Origin of the sequence: Citrobacter sp. S-77, assembly GCF_963864895.1 — a bacterium.
GTDB classification, from domain to species: Bacteria; Pseudomonadota; Gammaproteobacteria; order Enterobacterales; family Enterobacteriaceae; genus Citrobacter; species Citrobacter murliniae.
In genome coordinates this window covers 4,360,505-4,375,235 of record NZ_CAWLWU010000002.1, presented here as the reverse complement: position 1 = coordinate 4,375,235, position 14,731 = coordinate 4,360,505, and the positions used below count along the sequence as shown (strand labels likewise).

The window sequence follows — 14,731 nt, the reverse complement described above, 5'->3', positions numbered from 1 at the left end:
TTAAGAAGTATGGCATTGACCTTTGAGGCAGTTCACTACTCGATAAGAGAGTAGGACAAAAGCGAGAGCTTTGAACGTTGCGAAGCAACGGCCCGAAGGGTGGATCACGCAGTGATTCATAAACTGCCAGGCATCAAATTTAGTGTGCTGATATGGCTCAGTTGGTAGAGCGCACCCTTGGTAAGGGTGAGGTCCCCAGTTCGACTCTGGGTATCAGCACCAGTTTTTAGGTTAAAGTTCGGCGCTTAGAAAAGAATTTGTCTGGCGGCTGTAGCGCGGTGGTCCCACCTGACCCCATGCCGAACTCAGAAGTGAAACGCCGTAGCGCCGATGGTAGTGTGGGGTCTCCCCATGCGAGAGTAGGGAACTGCCAGACATCAAATAAGTGGAAAGGCCCATCCGTCAGGATGGGCCTTTTTGCATTTGCGAATTGTGGAGTATGCCGGATGGCGGCGTAAACAGCTTATCCGGCTTGCAGGTTTTAATGTATGACCTGTGATAAAAACGCTCGGGTACGCTCGGATTTCGGATGGGCAAAAAATTCGTCTGGTGGCGCCTGTTCAACAATCTCGCCAAGATCCATAAAGATCACCCTGTCTGCAACTGTTCGGGCAAACCCCATTTCATGAGTAACACAAAGCATTGTCATTCCCGATTGCGCCAGGCCTATCATGGTATCGAGTACTTCTTTTACCATTTCAGGGTCCAGTGCTGATGTGGGCTCATCGAACAACATGATTTTGGGTTTCATACACAGTGAACGCGCAATGGCCACGCGCTGTTGCTGCCCACCGGAAATTTGTCCAGGGTATTTATGCGCATGTTCAGCAATACGCACTCGTTCAAGGTAGTGCATTGCCAGAGCTTCAGCCTCTTTCTTTGGCATCTTCTGAACCCAGACAGGAGCCAGTGTGCAGTTTTGCAGGACTGTTAAATGAGGAAAGAGATTAAAGTGTTGAAAGACCATTCCAACTTCTTGTCTGACGCGTTCAATATTGCGGATGTCCTCATTGAGCTCAATTCCATCTACAACAATACGCCCTTGCTGATGCTCTTCCAGATGGTTAATACAACGGATCGTTGTTGATTTACCGGATCCAGAAGGTCCGCATAATACGATACGTTCTCCCTGTTTTACCTCCAGGTTTATGTTTTTCAGAACGTGAAACTGTCCATACCATTTGTTGACGTTTTCCAGGGTAATCATCGCGTCGTTAGACTGTATTAATAATTGGCTCATAATTTCCTCAGTGCGGTGTACGCCCGGTGTTAAAACGTTTTTCCAGATGCTGGCTATAACGTGACATGCTGAAGCAGAAAACCCAGTAAATCAGCGCGGCAAAAACATATCCTTCTGTCGACATACCAAGCCAGGCAGGGTCGACGGTGGCTTGTTGTACGCTGCTGAAAAGGTCAAACAGACCGATAATAATGACCAGACTGGTATCCTTGAAGAGGGCGATGATCGTGTTAACCAGGCCGGGGATAACCAGTTTGAGGGCTTGCGGAAGTATGACCAGCCCTTGGGTTTTCCAGTAGCCAAGCGCCAGTGATTCGGCGGCTTCATACTGGCCTTTCGGGAGGGCCTGCAATCCCCCACGCACCACCTCTGCGACATAAGCTGACTGGAAAAGAATTACACCGACCAGCGCCCGAATAAGTTTGTCGATGCTGGTGCCTTCCGACATAAACAGCGGGAGCATGACTGACGACATAAACAGGACAGTGATCAGCGGCACACCACGCCAGAACTCAATGAAAATGACGGATAAAACCCGCACGACAGGCATATGAGAACGGCGCCCCAACGCCAGTAAGATCCCCCATGGGAGCGCGCCTGCAATACCAACAGAGGCTATGATCAGGGTGAGTGTCAGTCCACCCCACTGGCGTGTTTCCACGCGATCGAGACCGAGAAAACCACCGTACAACAGCCACCAGACGATAACCGGATAAACCACCGCCCAGAAGGCGATATAGCGACCACGATGAGGTATCGCTTTCCAGAACATCGGTGCGATAGAGAGTAGGCCGATAATCAGAGCCAGATTAACCCGCCAGCGCTGATCGTGTGGATAGAGCCCATACATGAATTGTCCGAAGCGTTCATGGATAAACACCCAGCACGCTCCCGCTTTTGTACAATCTGCCCGGGTAGAACCTATCCAGTTGGCCTGCAGAAATGCCCAGTTCAGCAATGGGGGAATGAACATCCACATGAGCCATATGCATAACAGAGTGAGCAAACTGTTTGACCAACTGGAAAATAGATTTTTACGCACCCAAAATATCACGCGGCCAGCATGATTACTGCTCTGGCGCGAGGGGTGAGACAGTAGTGCTTTTGTCATCATGACTCCTTAGCGCTCAATGAGTGCGATACGACGGTTGTATATATTCATTAACAGAGAAATGCTCAGACTGATGATCAGGTAAACCGACATAGTGATGGCGATGGTTTCAATGGCCTGACCGGTTTGATTCAGTACGGTTCCGGCAAACAGTGAAACCATATCCGGGTAGCCAATGGCGGCAGCAAGGGATGAATTCTTTACGATATTCAGATACTGGCTGGTCAGTGGTGGAATGATGACGCGGAGCGCCTGCGGGATGATCACCTGACGGAGCGTTACCGGATTGGGAAGGCCCAAAGAACGGGCTGCTTCATGTTGACCATAAGGAACTGCCTGAATACCGGCCCGAATAATTTCTGCAATAAATGCAGATGTATACACTGAAAGCGCCAGTGTTAACGCCGCCAGTTCTGGGATAAGTACCATACCGCCGCGGAAGTTAAAACCGCGCAGTTCGGGTATATCCCAGTGGAGCGCTGCGCCAAAAATCCATTGTGAAATCATCGGCAAAAACACGATCAGCGCCAGTGCTGTTGGCCACGTTCGGCGTAATTGACCTGTTTTTGTCTGGTACATTTTATTGAAACGAAATAGCCCAATAGTTACGACTGCAGCAATCATGAGTGCAGCGCAAAAGGCAAAAAGACCTTCTCCCATCTGCGGCGCCGGAATATAGAGTCCCCGGTTACTCAGGAAAACGAGATCCAGCGCACTGACGGCCTGACGGGGACCAGGCAAATTGCGTAGTACGGCAAAATACCAAAAGAAGATTTGCAGCAGTGGCGGAATATTGCGGAACGTTTCGATATAAATTGTAGATAGCTTACGCAGCAACCAGTTATCTGACAAACGTGCCAGTCCAAGAAAGAAGCCGAGAAATGAAGCAAAAACAATACATAGTGCTGAGACAAGCAGCGTATTAAGCAGACCGACCAGAAAGACACGCCCATAAGTATCGCCCTGCTCATAATCAATCAGATGTTGAACAATACCAAATCCGGCACTGCGATCGAGAAAAGAGAACCCCGAGGTGATACCGCGACTGCTTAGGTTATTAATCGTATTGTGAATGAGATAGATCGCAATGCTAACGACCGCGATGATGGCAAGAATTTGAAATAACCAGGCGCGGACCGCAGGGTTAGAAAAGGAGAGTGATCCTTTTACGGTTGAGCGGCGATGGTACATAAGAAAACCTCGGTAACAATGACTCTGGGTTGAGCGCCGCAGTTGCGGCGCCCGTTACATCACTTCGCATTAACGCACCGGTGGCGCATACTGAATGCCGCCGTTATTCCAGAGGTTGTTTTGCCCACGTTTGATCTTCAGTGGACTTTCCGATCCCACGTTACGTTCAAAGATCTCCGAATAGTTTCCTACCTGCTTAATAATGTTGTAAGCCCATTTATTATCCAGCTTCAGATCTTTACCATAGTCTCCCTCTTTGCCTAACAGGTGTGCCATATCCGGTGTTGCGGGATTAGCGGCTTTTTCATCAACGTTTTTCGAGTTAACACCCATCTCTTCAGCATTCAACATGGCAAACAGCGTCCAGCGAACAATAGAGAACCATTCATCATCGCCGCGGCGTACGACAGGCCCCAGTGGTTCTTTAGAGATTACTTCTGGCAGAACAATCCATTCTGAAGGGTTGCTCAATTTGATTCGCAGGGCATACAACTGAGACTGGTCCGAAGCAAGCGTATCGCAGCGGCCTGATTCCAGAGCCTTAGCGGATTCATCGGAGCGATCGAAGGTGACGGGGGTATACTTCATATTGTTGGCCTTAAAATAATCGGCCACGTTCAGTTCAGTATCCGTGCCTGCCTGAATACAAACCGTTGCACCATCGAGTTCTTTTGCGCTCTTCAGACCCGCTTTGTTGTGGGTAAGAAAGCCAATGCCATCGTAATAAGTCACGCCAGTAAAGGACATCCCCATTCCTGCATCACGTGAGGAGGTCCATGTGGTATTACGGGAGAGCATATCGACTTCACCAGACTGTAAAGCGGTGAAGCGTTCTTTAGCGGTGAGCGGGGTGTATTTTACTTTCGTGTCATCACCAAATACGGCCGAGGCAACACCACGACATACATCTACATCAATACCTGAAAACTTACCGCTTGCGTCGGCATAGGAAAAGCCTGGTAAGCCGTCACTGATTCCGCATTGCACAAATCCTTTTTTCTTTACGGCATCAAGCGTTGCGCCGGCATGTGCCTGATTTGTAATCGCAAGCAGCACGCCGGCCGCAGCCAGGCTGGCTATTATCATCTTTTTCATAGAGCATCCTGTGTGGAGGAATTATTGTTATGGAAACATCTTTTACCTGTCTGTGGCTTTGGCCATACTCTTTTAAGCAAAGGTAGTGCCAGGTTTTTGCGCTCGAATATTCGGCGCAATAAGCAGAGTGTAGACAGGAAAAAATAAATGCAGCGCCCTGAAGTGGTGCAAAATTGAAACGTACGCCACATTTCAGCGCAAAAATTTAAACAGGATGCCTGATAACAATTTCGGGCGTGAATATTGACCGCGTGAGAATAATGATAAGAAGACGTGTTGTTACGAAAAGCTGAAAAGATGCTAACTTTCAGTCGTGAATATGTGAGGGGAATCTATAATGATTTTATTTCAGGGCCAAAGCTTTAAACCATCATTTTGTCTTATATAAAGATATCTTCTTTATTGTTAAAAGCGCGGCTATTACCGCGCTTTTAACATGATTTATTTCGTCAAGGCAACTATCCCAAGTGTCAGACCGGCAACAGCGGCTGCACCACCGGCGATCGCACCTGCTGTTTCCCAGTTATCCTGCGTGGTGCCTTTCATACAGGTATTGGTATGAACCAGACGGCCCTGGTCGTCATATACAGGTACGCAAGGAGAATCGTGTGCACAGCCCGCCAGAAATGCTGTAAGCAATGCAACGGATATTAATCTTTTCATGGTGTTACCTCTAAAATAAACGTTTCGCTAAAAAAGCAAAGACAGGCGCTAAGCTATCTGCGAAATCGAGGGTTATTTTACCACTTCTTAAAAAAAGACTGACATGAGGAATAATCTCAATTCATGTGGATTGTAAACATAATGAATAGATCGGGGAATTTTGGAACCATGTGCTAAAAAAAAGAATGGCTATCTTATTAATAAATAAAGAGGTCATTATCAGGTAAAAAAGGCGCCCGGAGACGCCTTTATTTTACAATTTAATCGCGATGCTGGCTAAAACGCCGTTTAACGACAACAAAAAAGACGGGAACGAAGAAGATCGCCAACAATGTAGCCGTGAGCATGCCCCCCATAACACCTGTGCCGACGGCATTCTGCGCACCGCTACCTGCACCATTACTGATAACCAGAGGCATAACCCCCAGAATAAAGGCCAGAGATGTCATCAGGATAGGACGCAGACGCATACGGGAGGCCTCCAGGGTCGCCTCAATCAACCCTTTGCCCTCTTTATCCATCAGGTCTTTAGCAAATTCGACAATCAGGATGGCGTTTTTGGCAGAGAGGCCGATAGTTGTTAACAGGCCGACCTGGAAGTACACATCGTTATTCATCCCGCGAAGCGATGCCGCCAGCAGCGCACCAACGACACCGAGCGGGACGACAAGCATGACGGAGAATGGAATCGACCAGCTCTCATACAGTGCTGCAAGGCAAAGGAAGACAACGATTAGCGAGATGGCATACAACGCTGGTGCCTGGTTACCTGACAGTCGTTCCTGATAGGACATTCCCGTCCAGTCATGGCCAATACCGTTAGGCAGTTTTTCCGCCAGGCTTTCCATCAGCGCCATTGCTTCACCGGTACTTTTGCCTGGTGCCGCTTCGCCTAACAGCTCCATAGATGGCATACCGTTGTAGCGTTCCAGTCTCGGTGAGCCGTAAATCCAGTGCGCTGAACTGAATGTGGAGAAAGGTACCATTTCGCCATTGGCGCTGCGAACATACAGATTATTGATGTCTTCCGGCAACATACGAAATTTTGCATCTGCCTGAACATACACTTTTTTCACGCGACCGCGGTCAATGAAATCATTGACGTAGTAGCCGCCCAGCGCAGCGGAGATGGTTTCGTTAATATCTGACAAGGAAACACCAAGCGCTTGCGCTTTTTCCTGATCAACATCCAGCTTAAACTGCGCAGTATCCTCAAGGCCGTTGGGGCGTACACGTACCAGCAAATCAGGATGTTGTGCCACCATGCCCAGCAGCTGATTACGTGCCTGCGTTAAGGCTGAGTGTCCCAGCCCTCCCTGATCAATCAGCTCAAAATCGAAGCCGGTTGCGGTGCCCAATTCAACAATGGCTGGCATGTTGAAGGGGAATACCAGGCCATCACGAATCTGACTAAATGCCCGAGTTGCCCGGGCAATTACAGATTCAACGTTATTCTCATCGCCGCTACGCTCTTCCCAGGGTTTGAGGCTGACAAATGCCATCCCTGAGTTTTGCCCCTGTCCACTGAAGCTAAAGCCGTTAACCGTAAAGACGCTTTTGACGTTGGCTTTCTCATTATTCAGATAGTAGTGGGTAACTTGATCCAGCACTTTCTGAGTACGCTCTTGTGTTGCACCGGCTGGTAGCTGAATCATCGTCAGGAACACACCCTGATCTTCCTCTGGCAGGAAGGAGGTAGGCAGGCGTATAAACAGCACCGCCATGCCAATAACAATGATCAGATAGACCGCCAGATAGCGACCCGTTTTACGAATTATACCGCTGACGCTATTGGTGTAGTGGTTGACGCTGTAATCGAATTTGGTATTAAACCAGCCAAAGAAACCACTTTTTTTCTCGTGGTGCTCTGCCGATACCGGCTTGAGCAATGTTGCACAAAGGGCGGGAGTCAGAATCAACGCCACCAGTACTGAAAGCGCCATTGCAGAAACAATAGTAATAGAGAACTGTCGGTAAATTGCCCCGGTTGAACCTCCAAAGAAGGCCATTGGGATAAACACCGCAGATAGCACCATGGCAATACCAACCAGCGCCCCCTGTATTTGTGACATGGATTTTTCTGTCGCTTCTCTGGGCGGCAGATTGTCTTCCATCATCACGCGCTCCACGTTTTCTACTACGACTATCGCATCATCGACCAGCAGGCCGATGGCGAGTACCATGCCGAACATTGTCAGGGTGTTTATCGAGTAGCCAAATGCAGCAAGTACGGCGAATGTCCCCAACAGCACCACAGGCACAGCGATAGTCGGAATTAGCGTTGCGCGAATGTTTTGCAGAAACAGGTACATCACCAGGAAAACCAGTACGATCGCTTCAAACAGCGTTTTTACCACCTCGTGAATAGAGATGGTAACAAACGGTGTGGTGTCGTACGGATAGACTACCTGCATTCCCTGGGGGAAGAACGGCTGTAATTCAGTCAGTTTTGCTTTGATTGCGTTGGCGGTATCCAGAGCGTTTGCACCGGTTGCCAGCTTAATACCCAAACCGGATGCCGGTTTACCGTTAATACGTGCAACGACGTTGTAGTTTTCACCCCCCAACTCAATGCGTGCAACGTCCTTGAGGTGAACAACAGAACCGTCGCTGTTCACGCGTAAGGTCACTTTGCCAAACTCTTCAGGATCTTTCAGTCGCGTTTGCGCAATGATAGAGGCGTTGAGCTGTTGGTTAGGTAAGGCAGGTGTACCCCCTAACTGACCTGCGGCGATCTGGTCGTTTTGTACTTTCAACTGGTTAATGACATCAACCGGCGTGAGTTGATACTTGTTCAATAAATTCGCATCCAGCCAGATACGCATGGCGTACTGCGCGCCAAACAGCTGCACGTCACCTACGCCGTTCAGCCGGCTGATAGAGTCTTTAATGTTGGAAGCGACATAGTCAGAGATGTCATCCTGAGTTGTCTGCGGGTTGTCAGAAACAAACCCCGCGACCATCAAAAAGCTGCTACTTGATTTCTCAACGGCGATACCCTGCTGTTGAACTTCTTGAGGCAGTAAAGGTGTCGCGAGCTGCAGTTTGTTTTGTACCTGAACCTGTGCGATATCGGGATCGGTGCCGGACTGGAACGTTAACGTAATGGTTACGCTCCCGGCCGAATCGCTGGTGGAGGACATATACATCAGGTTATCGATACCGTTCATGTTTTGTTCGATAACCTGCGTTACGGTATCCTGCACCGTCTGTGCATCCGCGCCTGGGTAGGTCGCAGAAATCGCTACGGCAGGGGGGGCAATAGTTGGGTACTGCGCCACGGGCAGTTGCATGATTGCCAGAGCGCCCGCCATCATCAGAATGATGGCCAGTACCCAGGCAAAGATAGGTCGCCTAATAAAAAAGTTTGCCATGTCCGGTTACCTTATTGTGTGGCTTTCGCGGCTGGAGTTTCGGTATCGGCGGTCGCTTTTACCTGCACTCCCGGACGAGCTTTTTGTAATCCGCTGACGATAACTTTGTCGCCCGGTTGTAAGCCTTCGCTTATGAGCCATTTGTCACCAATGGCTTGTACGGCCACAACGGCATGAGCTTCGACCTGGTTCTTATCATTGACGACCATCACGGTTGCATCTCCGCGAGGTGTACGTGTCACACCCTGTTGTGGAACAAGAATGGCGTTAGGTTGGATACCTTCATCGATGCGGGCGCGTACAAACATGCCTGGCAGTAGAGAGTGCTGTGGGTTAGGGAAAACGGCTCTCAGGGTGATGGATCCGGTACTCTCGTCAACCGTCACGTCAGAAAATTGCAAAGAGCCTTTCAGCGGGTATGACTGGCCATTCTCCATCACCAGTTCAACGGTACTGCTGGTGTTGTCTTTATGTAGGCTACCTTGTGCAACAGACTGTTTGAGCCGCATAAAATCGCTACTGGACTGCGTCACGTCGACGTAAATGGGATCAAGCTGTTGCACGGTGGCTAACGCTGTCGCCTGACCATTGGTAACTAACGCACCTTCGGTAACGTTAGATTTACCGATACGTCCGCTAATGGGCGATGTCACTTTGGTGTAAGCGAGATTGATACGAGCGCTTTCGACCGCAGCTTTGGCGGCGATGACGGAGGCGTCGGCCTGACGAGCATCAGCAATGGCTTGATCGTACTCTTGCTGGCTGATGTACTTTGTTCCGACCAACGGGACATAACGTTTTACTGTTAAATGGGCGATAGCCGCTGCGGCCTCGCTTTTTGCCAGTTCACCTTTGGCGCTATCATAGTCGGCCTGATAAGTTGCGGGATCAATCTGATAAAGCGACTTGCCTGCTTCAACATCACTCCCTTCAGTGAAATTCCTTTTCAGCACAATCCCGCTGACCTGAGGGCGAACTTCTGCAATACGGAAGGCTGTTGTACGGCCCGGCAATTCAGTCGTAACGGCTAAGGGGGCCGATTCCACAACATGGACAGTAACCTGTGGCTCGGCAGGATGAGTTTGTGTTTCTCCCTGATCGTTACAACCGACGAGTAATGCAGTGGAGATGATAATGAATGAGGGCAGGAGTGAGAGCCTGGCATTTTTCGTCATTACTTTTCCTTAAAAACCGAAAGCTCGTTATTTACCGGATAACGGCAAGGCGATAACGCGCGCAAATAAAATAATAGTTGGCTATCCTACAAATTATTAGCTTGCGATGTAAGTAATACTTATTTTGCTGTACGATGCACGGCACATAAAAACAAAAAAAGATTAATCAGCTACCTTTTCGTTAGCAGGAAGTATGCAATGACCTGATGCAGGTAAACACATGTTGAAATAAACATTTGCCCAATGAATATATTAACTAATTTTTATTTGTTTTGATTATTTATGTATGTTGCACGTAATGAAATATTTTAGATCTCGTCTAAATAAATGCGAAGTGATACATTTGCTCCATATGGCAAATATTTGATAAGAAAGTTTATCAATTCCTATTCTGTCCCAGGCATTTGAAACCATGGCTAAAAAAACGAAAGCTGATGCCCTCAAAACACGACAGCATCTCATTGAAACAGCGATTGTACAGTTTGCTCTACGTGGTGTAGGCAATACGACGCTAAACGACATTGCGGATGCCGCCAACGTGACGCGAGGCGCAATCTATTGGCATTTCGAAAATAAGATCCAACTGTTTAATGAGTTATGGCTACAGCAACCCCCTTTGCGCGATCTTATTCAGGACAGACTCATTGGACGCTGGGGTAATAATCCGTTACAGCGATTGCGAGAAAAACTGGTCGTTGGTTTGCAGTATATTGCTGAGATACCTCGTCAGCAGGCATTAATGCAGATTCTATATCATAAGTGTGAATTCAATAGCGATATGATATCAGAGCAGGAAATTCGCGATAAAATAGGACTAAGTCATCAGAGTATCCGTAAATCTTTACAGGAATGTATGGATGAAAACCTTATCGCAAGCAGTCTGGATTTAGACGTTATTATAATTATTCTCCATGGGAGTTTCAGTGGGATAATAAAAAACTGGCTAATGAATCCAGCAAGTTATGATCTGTATGGGCAAGCGCCGGTATTAGTGGATAACGTATTAAAAATGCTAAGCCCTGATGGCTGTGTGATGCAGTTGATCAAGAGTGAAAATCAGGTTGGGTAGTTTCAGCCGCCATGGCCTGACGGCTGCTATAAAACATCTGTTACCGTGCGTGCTATTCGAGGTCGACGCAATTGACCAGCTTGAGGGGATTCACTGAATTCATATTCCGGCACTTATCGTGCTCTGTTGTCATCAACTCTATCCACTGTATGAGCAGCGCATCAAAAAGAAAAACGAAGACCGCAAAAACAACCAGCCACCAATACTTGCGAATCATTACCAAATCCTGTGTATTCATGCCCAAGTGTGCTGGGAATATACACGAAATCCAAAAGCTGAAAAGCAGACTTACAATGCTTTTACTTTGTTGAGATCTTGCCGCTATTTTCAGTTAATCGACTCTTTTTAGACCGATTATTGGTCTTTCGCTTTTTTATTCTTTGTCAAGCTCATTCTCTGAAAAATGGGAGCTGACACCCAGTCTCCTGAGTCCCATTTTTACGTATTCATCATTGATCTCAATCCCAACGAATTTGCGACCCAGTTCCACTGCAGTAGCCCCGGTGGTGAAACTGCCTGCAAACGGATCTAACACCACGTCATCTGAGTTAGAGGATGCCAGAATGATACGCTCTAACAGGGCCTTAGGTTTTTGGGTTGGATGATTTTCGTATTCATCCATCAGGTAGCGAACGCGCGAGAACTCCCAAACATTGCCAGGTACTTTTTTCTGATTGTACGGCTGGGGCGGGTTCTTTCTGTAATCGATAAGCGCGCGTTTGGCTCCTGTTTTGGCTTCAACCAGAATATCATCACGATTAAACGTGTAGCTTTTCTGATCTTTTACCATCATCAGGATCGGTTCATACATGGAACCAAAGAAGTTTTTGGCCTGGACTGCAGAGCTATCATATGACCACACAATGCGACTTTTAATGGTAAAAAGCTGTCTGCATTTGAGGTCGATATACGGCATGTTCTCTGTGCTGTTCATGATGTACATAGTGCCCTGTGGCTTAAGAATGCGATGGCACTCTTCAATACACTCAAACAACCAGACCAGGAAGGTCTCTTCGTCCCAGGATTCCACCATTCCGTCAAAGTCTTTGCCGATGTTATAAGGTGGGTCGGCAAAAATGAGATCGACGCTTTCGGGTGCGAGCTTTTGCAGTTCAGTTAGCGCATCACCCTGGATTATCTTTTTCGATTCATCGCCAAAATAGACAGGTTCACATCTCGCCTTCATCGCCAAAGCCTCCGTGTGATGCAAATAAAAAAGGCGCTTCCCCATGCCGAGTAGCGCCTTTTAAAACAAACATATCGCTGATTAGTATCAGTTCATGCCGTATTTTTTCAGTTTTTTACGCAGCGTACCACGGTTGATGCCCATCATCAGGGCAGCACGGGTCTGGTTACCGCGGGTGTATTGCATCACCATGTCCAACAGGGGCTGTTCTACTTCAGCCAGTACCAGCTCATAGAGATCATTAACATCCTGACCATTCAGTTGAGCAAAATAGTTCTTCAGTGCCTGTTTAACCGAGTCACGCAGGGGTTTTTGAGTTACCTGATCCTGAGAGTTAACGGTAGAAACGGTCAGTACGTCAGAATTTACGCGTTGTTCGAACATAGTTCTGTCAGCTCTTTATTTCTGTTTACGCAAAATTTTCGAAGTATGCCTCCAACGCCGCCAGCTGTTCGCTGGAATCTTCAATGGCGTTGAATGTGCGCCGAAACTGGTCATTTGGAGCGTGTTCCTGGAGATACCAGGATACGTGTTTACGCGCAATTCGGTACCCTTTTGCCTGACCATAAAAGTCATGCAGTTCCCGAACGTGCGCACAAAGCAAGCGCTTCACCTCTGCCAGAGGCAGCGGGGGCAGCAGCTCCCCAGTGTCCAGATAATGCTGGATTTCCCGAAAGATCCAGGGTCTTCCCTGAGCTGCACGTCCTATCATCAGGGCATCCGCCCCCGTATAGTCGAGCACAGCTCTGGCTTTATGCGGGTCAGTAATGTCGCCATTCGCGATAACCGGAATGGAAACTTTCTGCTTAACTGCCCGAATACTGTCGTACTCAGCATCTCCATTGAACAAACAGGCGCGGGTGCGTCCATGAATGGTCAGAGCCTGAATGCCACAGTCTTCAGCCAGTTGGGCAATCTCTACGCAGTTACGGTGTTCCGGAGCCCAGCCGGTGCGAATCTTGAGTGTGACAGGAACGTCCACTGCATTGACGACCTCGGTTAGTATCGACTTCACTAGATCCGGGTACTGCAAGAGGGCTGAACCTGCGAGCTTACGATTCACTTTTTTAGCCGGACACCCCATATTGATATCAATAATTTGGGCGCCGCTTTCCACGTTAATACGTGCGGCATCGGCCATCTCAACAGGATCGCTGCCGGCAATTTGCACCGTGCGAATTCCTGGCTCATCAACGTGCACCATACGTAAACGAGACTTGTCGCTTTCCCAAACCTGTGGGTTAGAAGACATCATCTCGGATACCGTCAATCCTGCTCCCATCTCATAACACAGCGTCCTGAATGGTCTGTCAGTGATGCCAGCCATAGGTGCTGCGATCAGGCGATTTCTGAGCTGATATTGTCCGATGCGCATGAGTTAAGAAATGACCATACTGTGACTGCAAGGCGGCGTATATTACGCATTTTTTGCACGAGATGAAAGGCCAAACTTTGACCAATCCCCTGAGGTGGATCAATGAATTGCTGGTTGAGTGGATAGTTTCAAAATAAAGTATTTAATAATCATGCGGATACAATAAATCGGTAATTTGGCATCCATTTATAAATTCCGAAAACTTCTCTTTTTTTATTACTATCAGGGTAAGTTGAACAGGATAAAACGCTGTCTTTATGAACAAATAATGGCTTTCGAATGCGATCTCGCTCTCATTTCCGCAAATCCTTTTGCGAAAAAAAGAGCGATCTTAACGTTACCAACGGTAACGAAAGGGACTATTTCTTCTTACCGATAATACGACACCACTCTTCTTTCTCGACAACCGGATCGAGTGTAAAGAGATCGGCATAGGCTTCACAGACGCTTTCCGCCTGGCTGGCAAGAATACCGGAAAGGCCCAATAAGCCACCCTCAACGGGCAGTACGCTGATTAATGGTGCCAATTCACGCAATGGGCCGGCGAGGATGTTTGCGACCACTACATCGGCTTTCATGGCCTCTGGCTGGTCTTTTGGCAGATAGAGCTCCAGGCGGTCAGAAACGCCGTTACGCTGTGCGTTATCGCGGCTCGCCTGGATGGCTTGAGGATCAATATCCACACCGATGGCTTTCGCCGCGCCCAGTTTCAGCGCTGCAATCGCCAGGATGCCGGAGCCACAGCCAAAGTCGATAACTGTTTTACCGTTAAGATCGAGGCTGTCGAGCCATTGCAGACACAGAGAGGTCGTTGGGTGAGTACCCGTGCCAAACGCCAGGCCAGGATCCAGCATCACGTTGACGGCGTTTTCGTCCGGCACATCGCGCCAGCTAGGGCAAATCCACAGACGTTCGCCAAAGCGCATTGGGTGGAAGTTATCCATCCATTCGCGCTCCCAGTCTTTATCTTCAAGCTGTTCGATTTTGTGCACGAAGCCAGTGCCCAACAGCGGGTGCTGTTCCAGAAGGGCAATAACTTCTTTCATGTCGGTTTCTGCGTCGAACAGGCCGATAACGTCGGTATCACCCCACAGGCGAGTTTCGCCCGGCAGCGGTTCAAACACCGGTGTATCATGTGTATCCTGGAAGGTGATAGAAACGGCACCCGCTTCCATCAGTGCATCACTTAACTCTTCAGCGTTTGCACCGCTCGTGTTCAGTTTCAGTTGGATCCATGGCATGGCAAAACTCT

At 48.4% G+C, this 14,731-nt stretch carries 12 protein-coding genes, 1 tRNA gene, 1 rRNA gene and 1 pseudogene; 3 read left to right on the top strand and 12 right to left on the bottom strand.

What is annotated here, in order from left to right:
• Positions 1–146 precede the first annotated feature (146 nt).
• A tRNA-Thr gene (locus AACS05_RS21410) sits at positions 147–222 on the top strand.
• Positions 223–260: 38 nt separating this feature from the next.
• Positions 261–376 (top strand): 5S ribosomal RNA (rrf, locus tag AACS05_RS21405).
• 105 nt (positions 377–481) lie between these two features.
• Here rrf and AACS05_RS21400 read toward each other — a convergent pair.
• From AACS05_RS21400 to AACS05_RS21370, 7 genes are all read right to left on the bottom strand, one after another.
• Entirely contained in the window at positions 482–1,240 is a 759-nt protein-coding gene (locus AACS05_RS21400) for an amino acid ABC transporter ATP-binding protein (RefSeq protein WP_045448233.1), read from the bottom strand.
• Between the two features lie 7 nt (positions 1,241–1,247).
• Positions 1,248–2,351, bottom strand: a complete 1,104-nt coding sequence (locus AACS05_RS21395; protein ID WP_045448231.1) for an amino acid ABC transporter permease — start codon at positions 2,349–2,351, stop codon at positions 1,248–1,250.
• Positions 2,352–2,360: 9 nt separating this feature from the next.
• Positions 2,361–3,542 carry an amino acid ABC transporter permease gene (locus AACS05_RS21390; protein ID WP_045448229.1) on the bottom strand — a complete coding sequence of 394 codons (1,182 nt, stop codon included), beginning with the start codon at positions 3,540–3,542 and terminating at the stop codon, positions 2,361–2,363.
• Positions 3,543–3,611: 69 nt separating this feature from the next.
• Positions 3,612–4,637 (bottom strand): amino acid ABC transporter substrate-binding protein, encoded by a 1,026-nt coding sequence (locus tag AACS05_RS21385; RefSeq protein ID WP_045448227.1) that lies wholly within the window; start codon positions 4,635–4,637, stop codon positions 3,612–3,614.
• A 441-nt stretch (positions 4,638–5,078) separates the two neighbouring features.
• Positions 5,079–5,300 carry a lipoprotein gene (locus AACS05_RS21380; RefSeq protein WP_003025292.1) on the bottom strand — a complete coding sequence of 74 codons (222 nt, stop codon included), beginning with the start codon at positions 5,298–5,300 and terminating at the stop codon, positions 5,079–5,081.
• 260 nt (positions 5,301–5,560) lie between these two features.
• Positions 5,561–8,674: an efflux RND transporter permease subunit gene (locus AACS05_RS21375; RefSeq protein ID WP_045448225.1), complete on the bottom strand. Its 3,114-nt coding sequence runs from the start codon at positions 8,672–8,674 to the stop codon at positions 5,561–5,563.
• A gap of 11 nt (positions 8,675–8,685) precedes the next feature.
• Positions 8,686–9,849: an efflux RND transporter periplasmic adaptor subunit gene (locus tag AACS05_RS21370; RefSeq protein WP_045448224.1), complete on the bottom strand. Its 1,164-nt coding sequence runs from the start codon at positions 9,847–9,849 to the stop codon at positions 8,686–8,688.
• Positions 9,850–10,261: 412 nt separating this feature from the next.
• Between AACS05_RS21370 and envR the strand changes: the two genes are divergently transcribed.
• A complete protein-coding gene (gene envR / locus AACS05_RS21365; RefSeq protein WP_045448222.1) occupies positions 10,262–10,918 on the top strand; it encodes an acrEF/envCD operon transcriptional regulator in 657 nt (218 codons plus the stop codon).
• A 52-nt stretch (positions 10,919–10,970) separates the two neighbouring features.
• Here the strand turns inward: envR and AACS05_RS21360 are convergent, their stop codons facing one another.
• The 5 genes and pseudogenes from AACS05_RS21360 to prmA form a co-directional block, all read right to left on the bottom strand.
• On the bottom strand, positions 10,971–11,135 hold the full coding sequence (locus tag AACS05_RS21360; protein WP_003025279.1) for a DUF2556 family protein: 165 nt from the start codon (positions 11,133–11,135) through the stop codon (positions 10,971–10,973).
• 82 nt (positions 11,136–11,217) lie between these two features.
• Positions 11,218–12,104 (bottom strand): annotated as a pseudogene (gene yhdJ, locus AACS05_RS21355) (adenine-specific DNA-methyltransferase).
• 87 nt (positions 12,105–12,191) lie between these two features.
• A complete protein-coding gene (fis, locus tag AACS05_RS21350) occupies positions 12,192–12,488 on the bottom strand; it encodes a DNA-binding transcriptional regulator Fis (RefSeq protein WP_000462905.1) in 297 nt (98 codons plus the stop codon).
• A gap of 25 nt (positions 12,489–12,513) precedes the next feature.
• Positions 12,514–13,479, bottom strand: a complete 966-nt coding sequence (gene dusB, locus AACS05_RS21345; protein WP_045448220.1) for a tRNA dihydrouridine synthase DusB — start codon at positions 13,477–13,479, stop codon at positions 12,514–12,516.
• Positions 13,480–13,838: 359 nt separating this feature from the next.
• Positions 13,839–14,720, bottom strand: a complete 882-nt coding sequence (prmA, locus tag AACS05_RS21340; RefSeq protein ID WP_045448218.1) for a 50S ribosomal protein L11 methyltransferase — start codon at positions 14,718–14,720, stop codon at positions 13,839–13,841.
• Between the last annotated feature and the right edge of the window lie 11 nt (positions 14,721–14,731).

Coding starts and splice junctions, on each gene's coding strand:
- AACS05_RS21360 (WP_003025279.1), bottom strand. CDS start 11,135: ATGATTCGCAAGTATTGGTGGCTGGTTGTTTTTGCGGTCTTCGTTTTT.
- AACS05_RS21380 (WP_003025292.1), bottom strand. CDS start 5,300: ATGAAAAGATTAATATCCGTTGCATTGCTTACAGCATTTCTGGCGGGC.
- envR (WP_045448222.1), top strand. CDS start 10,262: ATGGCTAAAAAAACGAAAGCTGATGCCCTCAAAACACGACAGCATCTC.
- AACS05_RS21385 (WP_045448227.1), bottom strand. CDS start 4,637: ATGAAAAAGATGATAATAGCCAGCCTGGCTGCGGCCGGCGTGCTGCTT.
- dusB (WP_045448220.1), bottom strand. CDS start 13,479: ATGCGCATCGGACAATATCAGCTCAGAAATCGCCTGATCGCAGCACCT.
- AACS05_RS21400 (WP_045448233.1), bottom strand. CDS start 1,240: ATGAGCCAATTATTAATACAGTCTAACGACGCGATGATTACCCTGGAA.
- fis (WP_000462905.1), bottom strand. CDS start 12,488: ATGTTCGAACAACGCGTAAATTCTGACGTACTGACCGTTTCTACCGTT.
- AACS05_RS21370 (WP_045448224.1), bottom strand. CDS start 9,849: ATGACGAAAAATGCCAGGCTCTCACTCCTGCCCTCATTCATTATCATC.
- AACS05_RS21375 (WP_045448225.1), bottom strand. CDS start 8,674: ATGGCAAACTTTTTTATTAGGCGACCTATCTTTGCCTGGGTACTGGCC.
- AACS05_RS21395 (WP_045448231.1), bottom strand. CDS start 2,351: ATGACAAAAGCACTACTGTCTCACCCCTCGCGCCAGAGCAGTAATCAT.
- prmA (WP_045448218.1), bottom strand. CDS start 14,720: ATGCCATGGATCCAACTGAAACTGAACACGAGCGGTGCAAACGCTGAA.
- AACS05_RS21390 (WP_045448229.1), bottom strand. CDS start 3,542: ATGTACCATCGCCGCTCAACCGTAAAAGGATCACTCTCCTTTTCTAAC.